The sequence below is a fragment of the Dietzia alimentaria 72 genome, assembly GCF_000226215.1.
In the GTDB taxonomy this organism is placed as follows: domain Bacteria; phylum Actinomycetota; class Actinomycetes; order Mycobacteriales; family Mycobacteriaceae; genus Dietzia; species Dietzia alimentaria.
In genome coordinates this window covers 1-18,452 of the sequence record NZ_AGFF01000023.1, presented here as the reverse complement: position 1 = coordinate 18,452, position 18,452 = coordinate 1, and the positions used below count along the sequence as shown (strand labels likewise).

Sequence of the window (18,452 nt, the reverse complement as noted above, 5' to 3'; positions counted from 1 at the left end):
GCCCACCATGACAACGGTGACGTCCCGCGCGTTGACCGGCGCCCGGCGCAGAGTGGGCCTGGTGATCCGCTCTCGGGTGGCCGGCAGCGATGCCGATGCAAGGCACCAGAAGATCTGGAACTCCGCGGGCGAGCGCTGGAACTCCCAGGACGACTCCGTCTGCCGCGTCCACGGGGACGCCTCGATGTTCGCCGGCGGACTCACCGCGCTTCTCCTGCAGTCCCTCCACCCGTCGGCGATGGCCGGCGTGGCGGACCACAGCGACTACCGGGGCGACCCCTGGGGGCGCCTGCAGCGGACGTCACAGTTCATCGCCACCACGACCTTCGGCACGATCGGCGACGCCTCGGACCTCATCCGGATGATCAACGGCGTGCATCGCACCGTCGTGGGAACCGACTACCGGGGCCGCCGGTACGACGCTCGCGACCCGCATCTACTTCGGTGGGTGCACGTTGCCGAGATCTGGAGCTTCCTCGAATGTCACCGGCTATACGGACGCGACCGGCTGTCGGCCCACGAGCAGGACGATTACGTGCGCCAGGCATCGAGGACCGGCCTCATGCTGGGCGCCCGGGAGGTCCCCCTCACCGTGCGCGAGCTCAACGAGGCATTGGAGCAGTATCTTCCGGAGCTGGAGTCGTCGCCAGCCGCACTGGACGCGCGCCACTTCCTGCTCGACGGGCCTCCGATGGGGCCGGCAGTCAGACCTGCCTATGCACTGCTGCGCCACGGCGCCGTCGCAGCACTACCCGACTGGGCCCGCGGGATGCTTGACCTGCCGGACGGACCGCTCGGGTCTCGGGTCCTCGGTCAGGCGGCCGGCCGCACCAGTGTCTCCACGCTGCGCTGGGTTCTCGACGCGATCGAGTGAGACGGCGCTACCCTGTGACGACCCGCTCCATCAGGAACGGATGCGCTCTGCAGCGGGACCCGACCCGCCCTTACCAGTGAGGTGACCATGTCCGGTGGACTCGCCGCCCTGCTCGACGACATCGCCGTCCTCGCCCGGATGGCTGCGGCCAGCACCGATGACGTGGCCGCCGCCGCGGGTCGCGCGAGCGTCAAAGCCGCCGGCGTGGTGGTCGACGACACCGCCGTGACCCCGCAGTACGTCCAGGGGGTGAAACCATCTCGTGAACTGCCCATAGTCCAGCGCATCGCCCTGGGCTCGCTCGGCAACAAGGCGATCATCATCGTCTTTGCCCTGGTGCTCAGCCAGTTCGTTCCGTGGATCCTCACGCCGATACTCATGCTGGGCGGTCTCTACCTCTGTTACGAAGGGGCCGAGAAGGTCTGGGAGAGGATCTCCGGACAGCACGAGGAGGCCACTCCCGTCGTGGACCAGGGGCCCGAAGCGGAAAAAAAGATGGTGCGCGGTGCTGTGACCACAGATTTCATCCTGAGCGCCGAGATCATGGTGATCGCCCTCAATGAGGTTGCCGATGAGTCCTTCTGGTCCCGCGCGATCATCCTGGTGGTGGTGGGTCTGGTCATCACCGCGCTCGTCTACGGCGTGGTGGCTGCGATCGTCAAGATGGACGACATCGGTTTGTATCTCGCGTCCAAGGAGCCCCCGCGCATCCAGCGTTTCGGACACGGCATGGTCAAAGCCATGCCAACGGTTCTCGAGGTCATCTCGTTCGTAGGCATGCTCGCCATGCTGTGGGTAGGCGGTCACATTCTTCTGGTGGGCCTGGATGAGCTCGGGCTGACCGCGCCGTACCACCTCGTGCACGTACTGTCCGACCCAGCCGGGGGGATCGCTGCGGTGGGAGCCGTGCTGAGCTGGCTTATCGGCACCGTCTGTGCGCTGATCTTCGGACTGATCGTGGGTGCCGTAGTGGTGGCTATCGCACACCTGATCCCACACCGCGGAAACGAACACTGATGTTGCTCACCGTGGGGCACGGACGGCTCGACCGCGACGAGCTCGCGGCTCTGCTCAAAGGCGCAGGCGTCGAATTGCTCGTGGACATCCGACGTTTCCCCGGTAGCCGCGCGAACCCCGCCGCAGCGAAGGGCGTGGTGCCCCAGATCGTCGAAGAGGCGGGGATCGACTACCGGTGGGAGGAGAACCTCGGCGGGCGGCGAAATCTCAACGCTGCCGAGCGCCGCGCCTCGCCTGACACCTGGTGGCGGGTCGAGGCGTTCCGCGCTTACAGCGCCTGGACCCGTGATCCCGCGTTCCGTACGGCTCTGGACCGGGTGGTCGCTGACGCCAGGAAGCGGCGAACGGCGGTCATGTGCTCGGAATCGGTGTGGTGGCGGTGTCATCGCAGGATCGTCGCGGATGTGGTCTCCACGGTCCACGAACTTCCCGTGGGGCATCTGATGCACACCGGGGCCGTCAACACACACGTACCCAGCGAGGGGCTGCGGCTCGACGAACACCGCGAGCCGTACTGGGATCGCTGATCGCATAACCGAACCCCGGCCCGTTCCCGCCGGCTCTCCCCTCACCTACTTCGGTGTGACTGACCCTCGGGTGACCTAGTCTCGGAGCCATGGATCCCGATTCGGCACTTGCTCCCAACCTCACGCCCGTCGCCGCTCTCCTCGGCACGTGGAGAGGCGAGGGCGCCGGCTCCTACCCGACCATCGAGGATTTTTCCTACACGGAGGAAGTCACTTTCACCGACGTGGGCAAGCCGTTCCTCCACTACGTCCAGCGGACCTGGGGACCCACCGGGGCCCCGATGCACACTGAGACCGGCTACCTGCGCTCCCCCGGGAACGGCACGGTGGAGCTGGTCCTGGCCCAGCCCACCGGGCAGAGCGAACTGTGTGAGGGCACCGTCACCGCCGAGGCGGATACCTTAGTCCTGGAGTTCCACGCGAGCCTGCTCAACAGTGCCAGCGCCAAGCAGGTCACCTCCACTCGTCGACGCTACGAACTCAGTGGAGATGCCATCACCACTACCTTCGCGATGGCCGCGGTCGGTCAACCCACGACGCATCACCTGCGTTCCGAACTTCGCAGGGCCTGACTGCGGCGTCCACGCCTGCCAGACCAAGAGGGAACCCACAGCTCCGGACAAACACAGGAGGGCAACGTGTCAGAAAAGAAGAATGACGAGGGCTCGTCCAGTATCAAGGACGAGAAGGTCTATGAGGCGCTGCGCGACGACGGCGCTAGCAAAGAGAAAGCCGCCCGTATCGCCAACGCGTCGGCCAACAAGTCGCGGTCAGAAGTGGGCCGGAAGGGCGGGGAGTCGGGATCCTACGAAGACTGGACCGTCGACGATCTACAGGATCGCGCCCGGGAAATCGGGATCGAAGGACGCTCCTCCATGAACAAGGACGACCTCATCAAGGCACTACGTAACCACTGATCGGTCGACGGTTCAGCGGGCCGGGTCACGCCGGAAAGCGGACGTCGGCAACGAATCTGGCCCGCGGCTTCCCCCGGTGTGACCCCCCTCCGCAGGTCTTACCGATGAACAGTGGGCAAACGAAACGACCGCTCATGCACGGTCGAACTACAGTTGTGGCATGCGTACCGTCTTCCACTCCAAACTCGACGAGTTCTCCGACCAGCTGGTCCGGTTCTGCGAGACCAACACCCGCCTTCTCGACCGCGCCACAGTCGCGCTGCTCGAGGGCGACGAGGTGGCCGCTACCGAAGTGATCGACGGCGCGGCCGAACTGGAAGAACTGCGTGAGGCCAGCGAGCAACACGCCTTCGAACTTCTCCTGTTGGAGTCGCCGGTCGCCGGTGACCTGCGCCAGGTCGTCTCGGGCATCTACATCGTCGAACACTTCACCCGAATGGCCGCGCTCGCCGGACACATCGCCCGCGTCGCCCGACGCAGACACCCGAACGCTGTGGTGCCCGAGTCCGTGGTGCCCCTCATCCGTGAACTCGCAACGCGCGACAGTGAGATGGCACGTCGCCTCACCGGGCTTCTCGCCGACCACGACGCTGAGCAGGCCCGGACCCTCGACTCCGAGGACGATGTGGTGGACGACCTCCACTCGAGCCTGATGCGCCAGATCTCCGCCCCCGATTGGCCACACGGCTCGGTTGCCGCGGTCGATCTAGCCCTGCTCGCCCGCTACTACGAGCGTTTCGCGGACCACACCGTCAGCATCGCCAACCGCGTGGTCTACCTCGCCACAGGCGAAAAACCCGATGTGGGTTCGCTCTCCCACCTCGACGACGGCACTGTCCTCGACTGACCCCCGCAAAAGTGAGGAAGCCGGGCTCGTCGCCTCTACGTATGAGACGACGAGCCCGGCTTTTCACCTGCCCACCCCGCGACTACCTACAGATCGCGCCCACGGACGCCGACTGCACGAGCTTGGAGTACTTGGCCAGCACGCCGCGCGTGTAGCGCGGGGGCAGGGGCTCCCAGCCCTCCTTGCGTGCCGAGACGTCGGCCTCGTCGACCAAGAGATCCAGGGTGCCCTTGGACACGTCCAGGCGGATCCGGTCGCCGTCCCGGACGAACGCGATCGGTCCGCCGTCAACCGCCTCCGGAGCGATGTGGCCGACACAGAGCCCGGTGGTACCACCGGAGAAGCGGCCGTCGGTCATGAGCAGGACGTCCTTGCCCAGTCCCGCGCCCTTGATCGCTCCGGTGATTGCGAGCATCTCGCGCATGCCGGGACCGCCCTTGGGTCCCTCATAGCGGATGACCACCACGTCGCCGGCGGTGATAGTGCCGTCCTCGAGTGCATCCATCGCGGCGCGCTCTCGCTCGAAGACCCGAGCGGTGCCCTCGAAGACATCTGAGTCGAAGCCCGCGGACTTGACCACGGCGCCCTCGGGCGCGAGGGAACCGTGCAGGATCGTGATACCGCCGGTCGGGTGGATCGGCTTCTCCATCGCCCGCAACACCAGACCGTCCGGGTCCGGCGGCGCGATGTCTGCCAGGTTCTCGGCCACGGTCTTACCGGTGACGGTGAGGCAGTCCCCGTGCAACAGGCCCGCATCGAGCAGCGCCTTCATGACCACGGGCACTCCGCCGATCTTGTCCACGTCATTCATCACGTGGGCGCCGAACGGCTTCACGTCGGCCAGGTGCGGCACCTTGGCGCCGATGCGCGCGAAGTCACCGAGCGTCAACTCCACCTCGGCCTCAGCGGCGATCGCCAACAGGTGCAGCACTGCATTGGTCGAACCGCCGAAAGCCATGACCACGGCAATGGCGTTCTCGAATGCCTTCTTGGTCATGATGTCGCGGGCGGTGATCCCGCGTCGCAGCATCTCCACCACTGCCTCACCACTCGCCCTGGCGAACCCGTCGCGACGACGATCCGGTGCCGGCGGCGCTGCGCTGCCCGGCAGGGACATGCCCATCGCCTCGGCCGCGCTGGCCATCGTGTTGGCGGTGTACATACCACCGCAGGCGCCCTCGCCCGGGCAGATCGCCCGCTCGATGGTGTCCACGTCCTCACGGCTCATCAGTCCGCGAGAACAGGCGCCGACCGCCTCGAAGGCGTCGATGATCGTGACCTGCCGTTCGGACCCGTCGGACATCTTGGCGAAGCCCGGCATGATCGAGCCGGCGTAGAGGAAGACACTGGCCAGATCGAGCCGAGCCGCGGCCATCAGCATGCCGGGCAGTGACTTGTCGCAGCCGGCGAGCAGCACGGAGCCGTCGAGACGCTCGGCGCTCATGACAGTCTCCACACTGTCCGCGATGACTTCGCGGGACACCAGCGAAAAGTGCATACCCTCGTGGCCCATCGAGATCCCGTCCGAGACCGAGATGGTGCCGAACTCGAGCGGGAAGCCTCCTGCAGCGTGCGTGCCCTCCTTGACCCCCTTTGCCAGCCGGTCCAGCGGGAGGTTGCACGGGGTGATCTCGTTCCACGATGACGCCACACCGATCTGGGGCTTGACCCAGTCGTCGTCGCCCATCCCCACCGCACGCAGCATCCCGCGCGCGGCGGTTTTCTCCAGGCCGTCGGTCACGTCGCGACTTCTGGGCTTGATGTCAACACCCTCACGGGCGGGTTTTACGGTTTGATCCTGATGGTCGCTCATGGGTCCAGCCTAGGCCCAGACAGCACTGCAGCGCGGTGCCGGGTAACCGCTCAGACCAAACCGTTCCTGGCTAGGTCGTAGCGATGTAGGGCTTCGCGCCGCTCCTCCGCGTGGTCCACGATCCGCTCCGGGTAACCCTTGTCGTATCCGTGCTCAGCGCGCCACGGCTCGTGGACCTCGTCTCCACCGAGGTGAGCGAGCTCGGGGACCCACCGGCGGACGTAGTCGCCCCGGGGATCGAACCGCTTGCCCTGGGTCACCGGGTTGAATACACGGAAAAACGGGGATGCGTCGGTTCCGGTTCCGGCGACCCACTGCCATCCGTGATTGTTCGAGGCGATGTCGCCGTCGATCAACAGGTCGAGGAAATGCCGTGCGCCCACCGGCCACCAGACGTGCAGGTCTTTGACCAGGAAGCTCGCGGTGACCATACGTACGCGATTGTGCATCCACCCCTCCGCTAGAAGTTGCCGCATGCCGGCGTCGACGAAGGGGTATCCGGTCCGCCCCTCACGCCAGGCGTCGACGAGGGCGTCTGTCTCGGGCCCCTCGTCGTACGGCAGACCCGACAGGGCGTCGCGCAGATCACTCCACGCGGAGCCGGGCCGGTGCCAGAGCACGTCTGCATAGAACTCACGCCACGCCAGTTCGGTGACGAACCGCTTCGCCCCATCCCCCGAGTTCACGGGGTGGGCAGCGATATCGGCCAGGATCGTTCGTGGGTGGATCTCGCCGTACTTCAAGTGCACCGACAATCGACTGGTGGTGTCGAGATCGGGCCGGTCCCGCCCCTCGGCGTACCCCTCCAGGTCCTCTTCGAGGAACGCCCGCCAACGAGCGAGAGCGGCCGCCTCCCCAGCACCTATAGGTACCGCAGTGACCTCTTCTCCCTCGGCGGTCGCCCAGGCGATGTCGGCGGGCAGGTGACCCGGTGCCGGCCAGCCGTGGTCATGCCAGGCTCGCGAGAAAGGCGTGAACACCTTGTAGGGCTCGCCAGTGCGATTGAGGACTCGTCCCGGGCCGACGGCGTACGGCGAGCCGGTCTCCACCAGCGCACGATTGTCATCACTCAGTGCGGACCGCACCCGCGCATCCCGGCGTCGACCGTACGGCGACGGCTCGCGGGAAATGTGCACCTCATACGCGCCGCTTTCGGCGGCAAGGTCAGCGATCACCGTCTCCGGGTCACCGCTGCGAATGACAAGCCTGCCGCCCGTGCTCTCCGACAGGGCGGCAAGGGAGGCCTCCAGGCGGCCCGCTCGGACGCCGCTGCGGGCCAGAAGCCCCGGGTCTCGGACGAACACCGGTAAGACCTCGTCCGCGGAGTCCAGTGCGGCGAGCAGAGCAGGGTTATCCGCCAGCCGAAGGTCTCGACGGAACCACAGGATCGACGTGCTCACCACACTCCCAACGGCCCGGGAACGACGACCCGGACCGCTCCGAGACTAGCGCCGGGCGAGAGGAAATGCGGCGCGACGTGATCACCGGGCCCCGCGTTCAACCTCGCACGTCGTACAGATGATGTTCCACATCGTGGACGATGTACCGGCACAGCGTGGCGATGGTGAACGTGTAGCCGTCTCCCCGAAGACCTGTGCGCTCCATCTCATCCGGCCCGACGCGTTCGAGGACCTCTTGGGTCCGGTCAGCGGCGTCCTGCAACCGATTGGCCAGTTCCGCCGGGTCGGCGCGCCAGTACTCGTGTTCGCGGACGGCGGCCTCGCCGTCGAAGTCACCATAGGTGGGCCCGTTCACCTCGAGCATCACAGCCACCCGCTGCCCCATGACCTCGATGAGGTCACGACAGTGACCGGCGTACTCCAGCGGCGACCAGACGCGCGGCTCGGGGCGGCGGGCGACATCCGGGCGCAGGAGAACGCGGCCCCATCGCTGCACCACATCGGTGAGGCGCCGGCTGGTGGTGGCGGGGTCGTGGAGGCGGTACCCACACTCCTCGCAGCCGGCGTCGAGCACAGTCGTCCAGTCGCGGGTGTCTGGCATTCCTGGTTCCGGTGCGTCATCCATGACTCCACACTCCCATCGGCGGGACCGATGCGCGAGAACCGGCGGCGGCACACTGGTGGATATGGACGATCTCCACGTACCTCCCGGACCCGGCATGCCGAGCGGTCTGGTGATCCCGTCGAGCGAACTGATCGAGCAATTCTCCCGCTCGTCGGGCCCGGGCGGCCAGGGCGTCAATACTGCGGACTCGCGAGTGCAGCTGAGCCTGGACCTCGCCGCGACCAGTGCGCTCACCGAGGCCCAGCGTGCCCGCGCGCTCGGCCGCTTGGCCACTTCTCTCGCCGGGACCGTGCTCATCATCGCCGCCTCGGAGCACCGGGCCCAGCGCCAGAACCGGCGGGCGGCCCGTGACCGGCTCGCGGGAATACTGCGCGGGGCTCTTGCCCCCGAGTCCGTTCGACGACCGACCCGCCCCACCTACGGGTCGCAGCGGCGGCGCATCGAGGCGAAGCGTCAGCGTTCACAGACCAAATCGAATCGCAAGCGCCCGAGCGCCCACGACTAGAATTCTCCGCCAACGGAGCTGTGACTGGCCTCATGAACATTGCACTTAACGCATTTTTGCACCTAGTGTATTCAGGGTTATGTACGAGACGACCACAGCAGAACTGGGTCTGCGCGAACGGAAGAAGCTCGAGACGAGGCAACTCATCCGCCGAGTCGCGTTAGATTTGGCGCTCGAACACGGGCTGGAGAACCTGACCGTCGAGGCGATCGCTCACCACGCGGACGTCTCGCCGCGCACATTCTTCAATTACTTCGACCATAAAGACGACGCCCTGGTGACAGACGCGTCCTCGGCCGCCGACGCCCTTCGGCAACTGATAGTGGCGCGCCCCGCGGACGAGTCCCCGCTTCACGCCATCCGAGCGTCGATCACCAGAGACGACTTTTTTGCTCTGATGAACACCGATCCCGATCGGATGCTCGCGCGCCAGAAACTCGTCAGGCAACACCCCGCGCTACTCGCCCGACAACTGACCCAACACGCGCATCTCGAGCGCGCGTTCGCGGACGCGGTCGCCACGCGCCTGGGCATCGAGGTCGGCGATGACCTTCGTCCGGCCCTGATCGCCGGTGTCGCCGGTTCCGCCATCCGGGTCGCGCTCCAATGGTGGTCCACGCACGCAAAAATTGATCCGCGCCATCTACTCGGGGCCGCGTTCGACTTGGTCGAACAGGGCCTCCACTCCCAGTCCGCACACGGCCCGGTCTTCCCCTCGACCGCCGCGCAGGAAGGAACCCCGTTCACCGATGAGTGACTTCAACGAGAACGACGATCGGGCGCCCGCTCCAGTAAACCGCAAGATCCTCATGGCGGTCCTGCTCGCCGGGGCGTTTGTGATCATCCTCAATCAGACGCTCCTCAACACGGCCTTGCCCGCGTTCATGGAGGATTTTGACATCACCGCCAGCGCCGCACAGTGGGTGACGACCATCTTCATGCTGGTCAATGGCATCATGATCCCCGCTACGGCGTTTCTCATCCAGAAGTTCACGACACGCGGACTCTTCCTTACCGCGATGGGGCTGTTCATCGTCGGGACCCTGATCTGCGCTCTCGCGCCCGTGTACCCCGTCCTCCTGCTCGGACGGGTCGTGCAGGCCGCGAGCGGAGGGCTCATGATCCCGCTCATCCAGACGATCCTGTTCGCTCTCTACGAGCGGCACGAACGCGGTACGGCCATGGGCACGTTCGGACTCGTCATCTCGTTCGCACCCGCCATCGGGCCGAGCCTGTCCGGGTGGGTCGTCGACCATCTTCCGTGGCAGACGCTCTTCTACATGATGCTGCCGATCGCAGCCATCGCCATGGCCATGGCTTACTTCATGCTCCGGAACGTCACCGAACGCACCAATCCCCACCTGGACGTGCTCTCAGTAATCTTGTCGTCCATCGGATTCGGCGGTCTGCTCTTCGGCTTCGGTGGAGCCGGGGAATCCGGTTGGACGAGCGCTACCGTGCTCGCACCCCTCGCTGTCGGCGTCGCGGCGCTCGTGTGGTTTGTCGCCCGCCAGTTCACGCTCGACGAACCGCTGCTCGAGCTCCGGGTGCTGAAGTACCCGATGTTCACGCTCAACACCGTGCTGGGCATGCTGGTCTTCGTCTCCATGATCGGTGGAATGCTCATCATCCCGATCTACATGCAGACCATGCGCGACTTCTCGGCCATGGACTCGGGGCTCGTGCTCCTACCGGGCGCAATAGTCATGGGCGTCATGTCCCCGATCACGGGCCGCATCTTCGACGCGGTCGGCGCCCGTTGGCTGGCAGTGACCGGGTTCGTACTGCTGACCGCCACTACATTCCTGCTCGCCAGACTCGACGTGGACACCACGTTCACCTACATCGCGCTGGTCAACACTGTGAGAATGCTGGGCACGGCGATGATTCTCATGCCGGTGACCACCGCGGCCCTGAACCAACTCCCGCAGCGACTGATCCCGCATGGAACCGCGCTAAATAACACGATGCGACAGGTCGCTGCTTCCGTGGGCACCGCGGTGCTGGTCACCGTCATGGTCAGCGCTGCGCGGGATCCGGAGGCATATGGCGCGGGGGGACCGATTCACGGCCCCAACATGGCATTTTTCGTCGCCGGCGTGGTTTCGGCGATCGGTCTATTCGGCGCCTTCTTCATCCGGCACTCCGCCGGAGCGCCCGACAGGGCGGCACCGGCGGACGCGGAGTAGCGCCGGCCTGGATCAGGCGGGAGCTGTCCAGGTGGAGAGCTTCTCCGCCGAGACCTCAGCGAGCCACATCTGCCACAACGGCCCGAAAGTCACCCGGCGCACGCCCAGCGCGCGCAACGCCGTCACGTCTCCGGCGCCGTGGCCCTTGACGGGATGCGCGGTCACGTTCAGTGGGACGGTCACTGCCTGCACGAGTCGTTCGACCTGTGCGGCCGTCGACAGGCCCACGGGGTAGACGGCGCGGGCACCCGCGTCCTCCATCAGCGTGATGCGTGCTTCAGCCTCCGCCAGCGGATCAGAGAAGACGTCGGTGCCGAGCTTGACCGCGTCGGTTCGTCCATTGATGACGAACGGGATGCCGGCGTCGTCTGCCGCCTTACGTGCGCCAGCGATGTAGTCGGCGTGCTCCTGCCGCTCGCGGACCCGCTTACCCTCGCTGTGGACCACGTCCTCGATGTTGGCTCCCACGGCGCCTGCCTCGAGCAGGCGGGCGATCAGCTCACCGGGCTCCAGCCCGTAGCCCGACTCCACGTCCGCACTCACCGGCACGTCCACCGAATCGGCGATCCGGGCGACCACCTTCAGGTACTCGGCGAAGTCCATGTTCTCGCCATCAGCGCTGCCGATCGCGTCCGCCACGGGGTGGCTGCCGACGGTCAACCCGGCAAATCCAGCATCGACCGCGACTCTCGCACTCCACGTGTCCCACACGGTCGGCAGGACCAGAAGGCCCCCGGCGCCGTGTTGGTCGGCTAGCTCTCGTGCGCGTGCAGCTGTATCTGCCATGGCAAACCTCCTGTTGGTTGTTTGTCCCGACCATATGCCCCGCTCACCGATCCACAGTAGGGTGATCTTCATCACACGATAGGGAGTGCATCATGAACAACGTCTACAACATCACCGAGATCGTCGGCTCCTCGCCCGAGGGCACGGACCAGGCGATCGCCAACGCAGTGGCCGAAGCCTCCAAGACCCTGCGAAACCTCGAGTGGTTCGAGGTCCAGTCCGTACGCGGCAAGATTGATGGCGACACGGTCGCCCATTGGCAGGTGACCATCAAGGTGGGCTTCCGACACGAACCGTGACGTCCCGCCCATTCAGAGGAGGAAACGTTGCGCAAGACCACGTCCCTGGGGGACGGAGCGCAGTTGATGATCAAGCGGATGGAGGGCACCGACGGCACGGAATTCCCGTCCCATACCGCGTCGCTCGAGTCGGCTCTGGTTCTCGTCGAGGGGTCCTGCACGGTCACGTTCGCGGACCGCGTGCACACGCTTCACCCGGGCGACACCCTCGTGGTGCCCGCTGATGAAGTGCACCGAGTGGCGGGCACCCTGGACTTCGCAGCAATCCACGTGATGCCGCGCGATATCCGCTTCGATTTCCGGGGCTGACGCGTCCGCCGACGGTGCAGATGCGCGGGGCAGACAGGTGGTTCCCACACATCCGGCAATACACAGGGCCGATTCCACTATCCACATATCGTCTAGCACGGCTGGTGCGGGCCGGAGCGGTCCCGAAGACTCGGGGCCATGACCTTCGACGAACTACCAGAGAACTGGACCACCCAGTCCCTGGACGACGCACCGCTCGCCACCGGCGTCATCGACCTCGTCCTGAGCCGCCACGACCGGATGAACAACTCCCTGCTCATCTTGCCGTGCGACGAGTACGACGTCGGGCTGCCCACTCCGATCGTCATCGGAGGAGTCACGTGGACCTAGACCGACGCCGGAAGACGGGCCGGTCTGACGTTTTTGCCAGACATCCCGGCGGCTGGCGTCGTGGTGGCGCTCTCCTCCCGTCGAAGACTTTCTGGCCGCGTCGTGCGCAACTGGCTGGGAAGTTTCGAGGGTGTCCGCGACGCCTCCGGGCAGGCGCTCCTGGCATTCGGTGTCGCGGATCCACGCAGCGTGACAATCATCGGGGGGCGGGCAGCGCGCAACGGCAGCCTGGGTGCAGCCGCCGGGTAGCGGCCGCCCGCTGACGGGGCTGCGTAAACGGGGTTGCCCGCCCGACCACCGGTATCGTTCTACTTGATGCCCGATACCGTTTCCGCCGCCGGGCGCGCGAGCTCCGTCGACTATTCGGCGCTCCCCGGGCCTGGCGGGCGCAGATCACTGATACCCCCGGTGGACGCGCGCTGGTGGACGCTGAAAGTTGCCCTCTCGCAGCGCCCGTGGAGCTTTGTCGCTTCGGCGGCGATGGCTGTCGCCTTTGTCTGCAACGGCGTCACGCCGGTGGTCGTTGGCCGCGCCGTGGACGAAGCCGTGGCCACCGGGGACTTCGGCCGCCTGTGGGTCTGGGTCGGTGTGCTTGCGGGTGTTTTCCTGGTGTCGATAGCCGCCAACTGGACAGCACGATTCATGCTGGTTCGAAGTCAGCAACTCGTCAGTCACGACCTCCGGACCCTGGTCACCGACCGCATCCAGGACCCTCGCGGGCTCGGCGGTCGCGAACGCACCCCCGGCGGCCTACTGTCCATCGCCTCCGCGGACACCACCCGCGTGGGCGACATCGTCATGATGACCGTCATGCCGGTGGCCGAGGCCGCGGCCATCCTCTACGGCGCAGCCGTCATGTTCACTATTAACCCGTGGCTCAGCCTCGCCACTATCACCGGCGGCCCGTTGCTCGCGTTGGTCGCGCTCCGCGTCGCGCGGCCGCTGCAAACCCGGTCGGTGGCACGTCAGCAGGCGATCGCCGAAGCCGCGGCCACAGCTACAGATGTCGTACAAGGATTGCGGATCTTGAAAGGACTCGGAGCGATCGTCACGGTCCGGGGCCGCTACGACGCGGTGTCCGACGCCGCCTACGAGCGCACCGTCCACGCCAACGGCGCCGAGGCCCGGCTCAACGGCGCCACGGACGCGGCGGGCGCGATCTTCGTCTCCACCCTCGGCCTGTCCGCTGGCGTGCTCGCCTTGGCCGGGCGGACGAGCGTGGGAGAGCTGATCACCGTGGTAGGGCTGAGCCAGTTCCTCGTGGTGCCCATGACTATGTTCGGCCGGAATCTCGCTTCTCGTTGGGCCTCCGCAGAGGCGTCCGGCGCCCGCATCCGCGAAGTCCTCGGCGCCGACTTCGAACGCACCTCGGAGGTTGACGGCGCACGGGCCGACCAGGCGATCGGGGCACTGTCCACCGGCATCACGACGGTCCACGGCTCAAACCCGGACCTGATTCGCCGACTGGAGGCACTCCCTCGGACCCGCGTTGTCGTGGCGCCACACGCCTCCGACCTGTTTGACGGCAGCGTTGCCGACAACGTTCACCTCGACCGGAAACGAGCAGTAGAAGCTCTGCACGCCGCAAGCTGCGATGACATCCCAGACGGCCCGGATAAGCGCGTGGGAGAGAACGGCCGCATGCTCTCCGGCGGTCAAAGACAACGCGTGGCGCTGGCGCGAGCCCTTGCCGCAGGTCCTGAGGTGCTGATCCTGCAGGACCCGACCACCGCCGTGGATTCGGTGACCGAACAGGCAATAGCCGACCGGGTCGCCCGGTACCGCGCTGGCGCCATCACCCTCGTGGTGAGCGAGGCTCCCGCGTGGTGCGCCGTGGCCACCACACACATGACGACTGAGGATCTCGATGCCGTCGTAGGCTCCTTCACCCCGGAGGGCGCACGATGAGCGCCGCAGCGGCCCCCCAGCCCCCTGTCAAGACCGACACCGCTCTACGATTCCCTCTCGGCAGCTTTGGCCAGGTGCGCAGCGAGGTTGCACGCCAGCTCCGCAGGGTCAATCACGCCACCCCCGCGCTACTGGGTGCCCTGGCCCTGCTCAGCGTCGGTGCCTACGCGTCGGTGATGGTGCCCCGGCTCCTGGGACGGATCGTCGACCTGGTGACGGGTGCGTCCAGCGGTTCGGTGTGGAACCTCGGCGCGCTGCTCTTCGGTGCCGCAATCTCCAGTGCAATCCTCAGCGCCTTCGGCTTCTACCTCGTCTCGAGGGTCGCCGAGCGGGTGATCGCCAACCTCCGCCAGGACATGGTGGGTACAGCGCTCGGCTTGCCCACCCACCGGGTCGAGGACGCCGGGTCCGGTGACCTGGTCAGCCGGTCGACCGACGACGTTGCCGAACTGTCCTCCGCTGTCACCGAGACCATCCCCATTCTTACGAGCTCGGTGTTCACCCTCGTAGCCACTGTGATCGCCCTCTTCGCACTGGACTGGCATTTCCTGCTGATCCCGCTCGCGGTCGCACCGCTGTACTTCCTCGCTGCCCGGCTCTACCTCCGTAAGGCACCCTCCCGATACGCTCAAGAGCGGGCCGCGATGGCTGATCGAGCCCACCGAGTGCTCGAGGCGATCCGCGGTCGTGCCACGGTGCGCGCCTTCTCCTTGGAGGACCGCATGCACGCGGAGATCGAGAAAGCCTCGTGGAACGTGGTGACCAAAGGTATTCGGGCCCGCACCACCATGCTCATCCTCAACGTCTGGATGTTGATCGCCGAGTTCCTCATGCTGACGTTAGCCTTGATAATCGGTTACTACCTCGTTCAGAGCGGGGCCCTCACAGTTGGCGCGGTCACCGGTGCAGTTCTGTTGATCATCCGGTTGCGCGGGCCGTTGAACATGGTCATGCGCGTACTCGACGTGGTGCAGTCCGGCTACGCTTCGCTCTCGCGGATCGTCGGCGTGGTGTCCGATCCGCCGACCCCCGTCCCGGACATCGGTGCCGACGCACCACGAGGCCATGTCGAATTGCGAGATGTCAGTTTCAGCTACGGCAGCACCTGGGCTGTGCGGAACATCGACTTCACCGTGGCCCCCGGAGAAACGGTCGCCATTGTGGGTGCCTCCGGCGCCGGAAAGACGACCGTGGCAGCACTTCTGGCTGGCCTACTGGTGCCCGACCGCGGCGAGGTGCTGGTCGATGGATATCGGGTCTCGTCACTATCCGACAGCGAGCGGATCGCTCGTCTGGCGACAGTCAGCCAGGAGATCCATGTGTTCTCCGGAACACTGCGCCAGGACCTCACACTGGCGGCCCCGGACGCCACCGATGAAGAGCTTCTATCAGCGTTGGAGCGCGTCCACGCACGCCCTTGGTTCGACCGATTGTCAGAGGGGCTCGACACTGTGGTCGGCGCACGGGGAATCCATCTGGAGCCCGTAGCCGCTCAACAGCTCGCGCTAGCCCGCGTCCTGTTGCTGGACCCCGCGGTCATCGTCATGGATGAGGCGACCGCCGAAGCCGGCTCCGCAGGCGCTGAGGCCCTGGAGGATGCCGCCGACGTGGTGGCCCGTGACCGTTCCGCAGTGGTGATCGCTCACCGTTTGGACCAAGCGTCGCGGGCCGACTCTATCCTCGTGATGGAGTCGGGCAGGGTCGTCGAACAGGGCACTCACAAGCAACTGCTCACGCACCACGGCATTTATTACCGCCTCTGGTCCGCATGGTCCGCAGGTCGAGAGGCCGGCAGAAGACCCTCTGCCGGACAGTCACGGGCAGAAATCAGCCCAGTGCCGCGTGGTTGAGTCTGCTCAGATCCTCGTTCACGTCTGAGTAGGTTGCCGTGACGTCCGTGATCCCGAACCCCGCCAAACGTTCGGTATGCATCGTGACGTAAGCGTCGGCATTCTCACGGGTGTCGAAGAGATAGATGCCACCAGAGAGACCGGCGGGCTGATCCTCGATCCACACCTTCCAGATGAACCCGGGCAGTACAGCCATCACTGAACTCCGTTCTCGATCTGGATCTCCAGGCGACCCGCCTGCACACAGCTCAGCGTCGAATCGAGCGGACATCCACGCCCTGCTCGGCGAATGCCTTGAAATCCCGCATATTTCGGCGTTTCCGCGTCTGAAATTCCTCGCGCATCATGGGATACAGTAGTCGCATCTTCAGACTGTCGAACCGATACTCGTTCTCACTCTCCCAGCGGGTTCGCCGGGGATTCATCACGAAGATCCTGTCGCGGCTGACACCGCGCATCCCCTCGGCGACGAGCTCTCGTTCAATCATCACGTCGGTCTCGCCCGGTATCTCCACCAGGCCAGCGGGCTCCCGCCGCGTGATGGTCTCGGTGGTTTCGATCTCCGCGGCACCTTGCCGCACCACCAGTCGCGAGACAGACCCCACTTCGCTGTGACCGCCACTGAGCGATTCCTGCAGAACCAGACCCCGGAGCCACATCGGCAGGTGAACCGGGTCGAGGAGCAGCCGGAGCACCTCCTCCCGAGGGATCCCGATCTCAACCGAGTCAATGAACTTCACTGCAGCGACCTCCGGTTCGGCATGCGCACGGGACGAGCATCGGCGCTCGCTTCCAGAGTAGACCGGTGCGGCCCGCCGCCGGCACCGACGAGCCCATTCTTTGATCACGCACGTCGGAGGTCAGGGCGAATCGAGCAATTCGATGCCGTAACCTGCGACAACAGTACGCATTTCAGCAAGATAGCGCCTCGCCTGCTCGGTGAGCGGGATACCGGAATGGCTGATCCAACCGATCTCGATGCTCTCGTCCACGTCGAGCGGAATGGCGACGATCTCCGGGTCGAGATTGTCACTGACGATCCCCGTCGAGATCGTGTACCCGTCGAGTCCGATCATGAGGTTGAAGATTGTCGCGCGGTCCGAGACCCGGATCTCCCGCTCACTCGACAGTGTGGAGAGGATTTCCTCGGCGAAGTAAAACGAGTTGTTCGCGCCCTGGTCGAAGGTGAGACGTGGCAGTTCGGCGAGGTCATCGAGGGTGACGCGCTCCCGGGAAGCCAACGGATTCTGCCGCGAGATGAAGATGTGCGGCACCGCGGCGAAAAGCGGCTGGAAGCTCAGCCCCGAGTCCCGCAACAGCTTGCCGATGACTTTCCGGTTGAAGTCGTTCCGGTAGAGGACTCCCAGCTCACTGCGCAGCGTCCGGACGTCCTCGATGATGTCCCAGGTTCGGGTCTCACGAAGAGAGAACTCATACTGGACCGCCTCGCCGGACCGCACCATGCGGATGAACGCCTCGACGACAAAGGAGTAATGCTGCGCCGAGACACCGAGCAGCCGACGGGAAGGCGTCTGACCGAGGTAGCGCTGCTCGAGGAGCGACATCTGCTCGACCACCTGCCTGGCGTATCCGAGAAACTCCGCTCCTTCGTCGGTCAGGGTCACCCCTCGCGCGGATCGATTGAGGAGAGTGCGTCCCACTCGGGATTCCAGATCCTTCATCGCGGCAGACATCGTCGGTTGCGCGACATAGAGCTGCTCGGCGGCACCGGTGATCGAGCCCTCGGCCACGACCTCGATGAAATAGTGCAACTGCTGGAGGGTGATGCCCCTGGATTCTCGCCGCATAGTTAAAGACTATATGCATCCATAGCAAACGCTAGTTACCCGATAACTGAACTGGGACTGCAGGATGGGAGCACGAACTTCCGCAAGGCCGAGCCCGGCCGATCGAGCACCGAATTGGATGTACATGTCGGACGAATTCACGTTCAGCATCACCACCACCCGCTTCGACGAGAACTACTCGCCGTCGGAGAATTCTCGGACTACCACGAACTTCGCCAACCTCGCACGGGGCGAGCACCGTCAGCAGAATCTCCGCAGAACCCTGTCGACGATCAACCATCGGTTCAATGACCTTGCACGGCGGGACAACCCCAACAGGGACCGCTATTCGGTCGACCTGGAGATTATCTCCGCGGATCTGCAGTTCAGAGCGGACGACGCTAATCACCGGTTCCCGCTGATCGAGGTCCTGGATATCCGGATCGTCGATAATCTGACCGGCGATCGC

At 65.5% G+C, this 18,452-nt stretch carries 23 protein-coding genes; 16 read left to right on the top strand and 7 right to left on the bottom strand.

Annotated elements, in window-relative coordinates:
• Positions 1-7: 7 nt before the first annotated feature.
• The 6 genes from ON04_RS09515 to ON04_RS09490 all read left to right on the top strand — a co-directional run bounded on the left by ON04_RS09515 (position 8) and on the right by ON04_RS09490 (position 4,182).
• Entirely contained in the window at positions 8-874 is an 867-nt protein-coding gene (locus ON04_RS09515) for an oxygenase MpaB family protein (RefSeq protein ID WP_010541382.1), read from the top strand.
• A gap of 87 nt (positions 875-961) precedes the next feature.
• Complete coding sequence (locus ON04_RS09510; RefSeq protein ID WP_010541381.1) at positions 962-1,891, top strand: DUF808 domain-containing protein; 930 nt, start codon at positions 962-964, stop codon at positions 1,889-1,891.
• On the top strand, positions 1,891-2,418 hold the full coding sequence (locus ON04_RS09505) for a DUF488 domain-containing protein (RefSeq protein ID WP_010541380.1): 528 nt from the start codon (positions 1,891-1,893) through the stop codon (positions 2,416-2,418). The genes ON04_RS09510 and ON04_RS09505 overlap by 1 nt, the downstream gene beginning before the upstream one ends.
• 89 nt (positions 2,419-2,507) lie before the next feature.
• Positions 2,508-2,990, top strand: coding sequence for a heme-binding beta-barrel domain-containing protein (locus ON04_RS09500; RefSeq protein ID WP_010541379.1), 483 nt, complete (start codon positions 2,508-2,510; stop codon positions 2,988-2,990).
• 66 nt (positions 2,991-3,056) lie between these two features.
• Entirely contained in the window at positions 3,057-3,335 is a 279-nt protein-coding gene (locus ON04_RS09495; protein ID WP_010541378.1) for a DUF7218 family protein, read from the top strand.
• Positions 3,336-3,495: 160 nt separating this feature from the next.
• A complete protein-coding gene (locus ON04_RS09490; protein WP_010541377.1) occupies positions 3,496-4,182 on the top strand; it encodes a phosphate signaling complex PhoU family protein in 687 nt (228 codons plus the stop codon).
• 82 nt (positions 4,183-4,264) lie between these two features.
• Here the strand turns inward: ON04_RS09490 and ilvD are convergent, their stop codons facing one another.
• The 3 genes from ilvD to ON04_RS09475 all read right to left on the bottom strand — a co-directional run bounded on the left by ilvD (position 4,265) and on the right by ON04_RS09475 (position 8,020).
• The gene (ilvD, locus tag ON04_RS09485; protein ID WP_050815316.1) at positions 4,265-5,995 is read right to left on the bottom strand and encodes a dihydroxy-acid dehydratase; all 1,731 of its coding nucleotides are present in this window, start codon (positions 5,993-5,995) and stop codon (positions 4,265-4,267) included.
• A gap of 50 nt (positions 5,996-6,045) precedes the next feature.
• On the bottom strand, positions 6,046-7,395 hold the full coding sequence (locus ON04_RS09480; protein ID WP_010541375.1) for a cryptochrome/photolyase family protein: 1,350 nt from the start codon (positions 7,393-7,395) through the stop codon (positions 6,046-6,048).
• Between the two features lie 97 nt (positions 7,396-7,492).
• On the bottom strand, positions 7,493-8,020 hold the full coding sequence (locus ON04_RS09475) for a DinB family protein (RefSeq protein ID WP_010541374.1): 528 nt from the start codon (positions 8,018-8,020) through the stop codon (positions 7,493-7,495).
• Between the two features lie 61 nt (positions 8,021-8,081).
• On the opposite strand from ON04_RS09475, the gene arfB reads away from it, so the two are divergent.
• The 3 genes from arfB (at position 8,082) to ON04_RS09460 (ending at position 10,714) form a co-directional block, all read left to right on the top strand.
• Positions 8,082-8,525, top strand: a complete 444-nt coding sequence (gene arfB, locus ON04_RS09470; RefSeq protein ID WP_010541373.1) for an alternative ribosome rescue aminoacyl-tRNA hydrolase ArfB — start codon at positions 8,082-8,084, stop codon at positions 8,523-8,525.
• Between the two features lie 79 nt (positions 8,526-8,604).
• The gene (locus ON04_RS09465) at positions 8,605-9,282 is read left to right on the top strand and encodes a TetR/AcrR family transcriptional regulator (RefSeq protein ID WP_010541372.1); all 678 of its coding nucleotides are present in this window, start codon (positions 8,605-8,607) and stop codon (positions 9,280-9,282) included.
• Positions 9,275-10,714 carry an MDR family MFS transporter gene (locus ON04_RS09460; protein ID WP_010541371.1) on the top strand — a complete coding sequence of 480 codons (1,440 nt, stop codon included), beginning with the start codon at positions 9,275-9,277 and terminating at the stop codon, positions 10,712-10,714. Before ON04_RS09465 ends, ON04_RS09460 begins: the two co-directional genes overlap by 8 nt.
• 12 nt (positions 10,715-10,726) lie before the next feature.
• Here ON04_RS09460 and ON04_RS09455 read toward each other — a convergent pair whose 3' ends face one another.
• Complete coding sequence (locus ON04_RS09455; RefSeq protein ID WP_010541370.1) at positions 10,727-11,500, bottom strand: isocitrate lyase/PEP mutase family protein; 774 nt, start codon at positions 11,498-11,500, stop codon at positions 10,727-10,729.
• A 92-nt stretch (positions 11,501-11,592) separates the two neighbouring features.
• On the opposite strand from ON04_RS09455, the gene ON04_RS09450 reads away from it, so the two are divergent.
• The 6 genes from ON04_RS09450 (at position 11,593) to ON04_RS09430 (ending at position 16,196) form a co-directional block, all read left to right on the top strand.
• Positions 11,593-11,799, top strand: coding sequence for a dodecin (locus ON04_RS09450; RefSeq protein ID WP_010541369.1), 207 nt, complete (start codon positions 11,593-11,595; stop codon positions 11,797-11,799).
• Between the two features lie 27 nt (positions 11,800-11,826).
• Positions 11,827-12,108, top strand: coding sequence for a cupin domain-containing protein (locus tag ON04_RS09445; protein ID WP_010541368.1), 282 nt, complete (start codon positions 11,827-11,829; stop codon positions 12,106-12,108).
• Positions 12,109-12,246: 138 nt separating this feature from the next.
• Positions 12,247-12,438, top strand: a complete 192-nt coding sequence (locus ON04_RS15975; protein ID WP_010541367.1) for a hypothetical protein — start codon at positions 12,247-12,249, stop codon at positions 12,436-12,438.
• Between the two features lie 33 nt (positions 12,439-12,471).
• A complete protein-coding gene (locus ON04_RS16515) occupies positions 12,472-12,687 on the top strand; it encodes a hypothetical protein (RefSeq protein ID WP_141564727.1) in 216 nt (71 codons plus the stop codon).
• Positions 12,688-12,753: 66 nt separating this feature from the next.
• A complete protein-coding gene (locus tag ON04_RS09435) occupies positions 12,754-14,346 on the top strand; it encodes an ABC transporter transmembrane domain-containing protein (RefSeq protein ID WP_081477162.1) in 1,593 nt (530 codons plus the stop codon).
• Complete coding sequence (locus ON04_RS09430) at positions 14,343-16,196, top strand: ABC transporter ATP-binding protein (protein ID WP_010541365.1); 1,854 nt, start codon at positions 14,343-14,345, stop codon at positions 16,194-16,196. Before ON04_RS09435 ends, ON04_RS09430 begins: the two co-directional genes overlap by 4 nt.
• On the opposite strand, the gene ON04_RS09425 is transcribed toward ON04_RS09430, so the two are convergent.
• The 3 genes from ON04_RS09425 to ON04_RS09415 all read right to left on the bottom strand — a co-directional run bounded on the left by ON04_RS09425 (position 16,174) and on the right by ON04_RS09415 (position 18,004).
• Positions 16,174-16,392 (bottom strand): YdhR family protein, encoded by a 219-nt coding sequence (locus ON04_RS09425; RefSeq protein WP_010541364.1) that lies wholly within the window; start codon positions 16,390-16,392, stop codon positions 16,174-16,176. The genes ON04_RS09430 and ON04_RS09425 overlap by 23 nt on opposite strands.
• Before the next feature lie 52 nt (positions 16,393-16,444).
• The gene (locus tag ON04_RS09420) at positions 16,445-16,936 is read right to left on the bottom strand and encodes an SRPBCC family protein (RefSeq protein ID WP_010541363.1); all 492 of its coding nucleotides are present in this window, start codon (positions 16,934-16,936) and stop codon (positions 16,445-16,447) included.
• Positions 16,937-17,056: 120 nt separating this feature from the next.
• Entirely contained in the window at positions 17,057-18,004 is a 948-nt protein-coding gene (locus ON04_RS09415; protein WP_010541362.1) for a LysR family transcriptional regulator, read from the bottom strand.
• Positions 18,005-18,128: 124 nt separating this feature from the next.
• Between ON04_RS09415 and ON04_RS09410 the strand changes: the two genes are divergently transcribed.
• On the top strand, positions 18,129-18,452 hold a 324-nt coding region (locus ON04_RS09410), incomplete at its 3' end, for a putative oxygenase MesX (protein ID WP_141564726.1).

Bases quoted from the DNA above. Each gene is read 5' to 3' on its own strand.
- arfB (WP_010541373.1), top strand. From the start codon at position 8,082: ATGGACGATCTCCACGTACCTCCCGGACCCGGCATGCCGAGCGGTCTG.
- ON04_RS09465 (WP_010541372.1), top strand. From the start codon at position 8,605: ATGTACGAGACGACCACAGCAGAACTGGGTCTGCGCGAACGGAAGAAG.
- ON04_RS09415 (WP_010541362.1), bottom strand. From the start codon at position 18,004: ATGCGGCGAGAATCCAGGGGCATCACCCTCCAGCAGTTGCACTATTTC.
- ON04_RS15975 (WP_010541367.1), top strand. From the start codon at position 12,247: ATGACCTTCGACGAACTACCAGAGAACTGGACCACCCAGTCCCTGGAC.
- ON04_RS09435 (WP_081477162.1), top strand. From the start codon at position 12,754: ATGCCCGATACCGTTTCCGCCGCCGGGCGCGCGAGCTCCGTCGACTAT.
- ON04_RS09515 (WP_010541382.1), top strand. From the start codon at position 8: ATGACAACGGTGACGTCCCGCGCGTTGACCGGCGCCCGGCGCAGAGTG.
- ON04_RS09450 (WP_010541369.1), top strand. From the start codon at position 11,593: ATGAACAACGTCTACAACATCACCGAGATCGTCGGCTCCTCGCCCGAG.
- ON04_RS09505 (WP_010541380.1), top strand. From the start codon at position 1,891: ATGTTGCTCACCGTGGGGCACGGACGGCTCGACCGCGACGAGCTCGCG.
- ON04_RS09460 (WP_010541371.1), top strand. From the start codon at position 9,275: ATGAGTGACTTCAACGAGAACGACGATCGGGCGCCCGCTCCAGTAAAC.
- ON04_RS09425 (WP_010541364.1), bottom strand. From the start codon at position 16,392: ATGGCTGTACTGCCCGGGTTCATCTGGAAGGTGTGGATCGAGGATCAG.
- ON04_RS09475 (WP_010541374.1), bottom strand. From the start codon at position 8,020: ATGGATGACGCACCGGAACCAGGAATGCCAGACACCCGCGACTGGACG.
- ON04_RS09500 (WP_010541379.1), top strand. From the start codon at position 2,508: ATGGATCCCGATTCGGCACTTGCTCCCAACCTCACGCCCGTCGCCGCT.
- ON04_RS09455 (WP_010541370.1), bottom strand. From the start codon at position 11,500: ATGGCAGATACAGCTGCACGCGCACGAGAGCTAGCCGACCAACACGGC.
- ON04_RS09510 (WP_010541381.1), top strand. From the start codon at position 962: ATGTCCGGTGGACTCGCCGCCCTGCTCGACGACATCGCCGTCCTCGCC.
- ilvD (WP_050815316.1), bottom strand. From the start codon at position 5,995: ATGAGCGACCATCAGGATCAAACCGTAAAACCCGCCCGTGAGGGTGTT.
- ON04_RS09490 (WP_010541377.1), top strand. From the start codon at position 3,496: ATGCGTACCGTCTTCCACTCCAAACTCGACGAGTTCTCCGACCAGCTG.
- ON04_RS09430 (WP_010541365.1), top strand. From the start codon at position 14,343: ATGAGCGCCGCAGCGGCCCCCCAGCCCCCTGTCAAGACCGACACCGCT.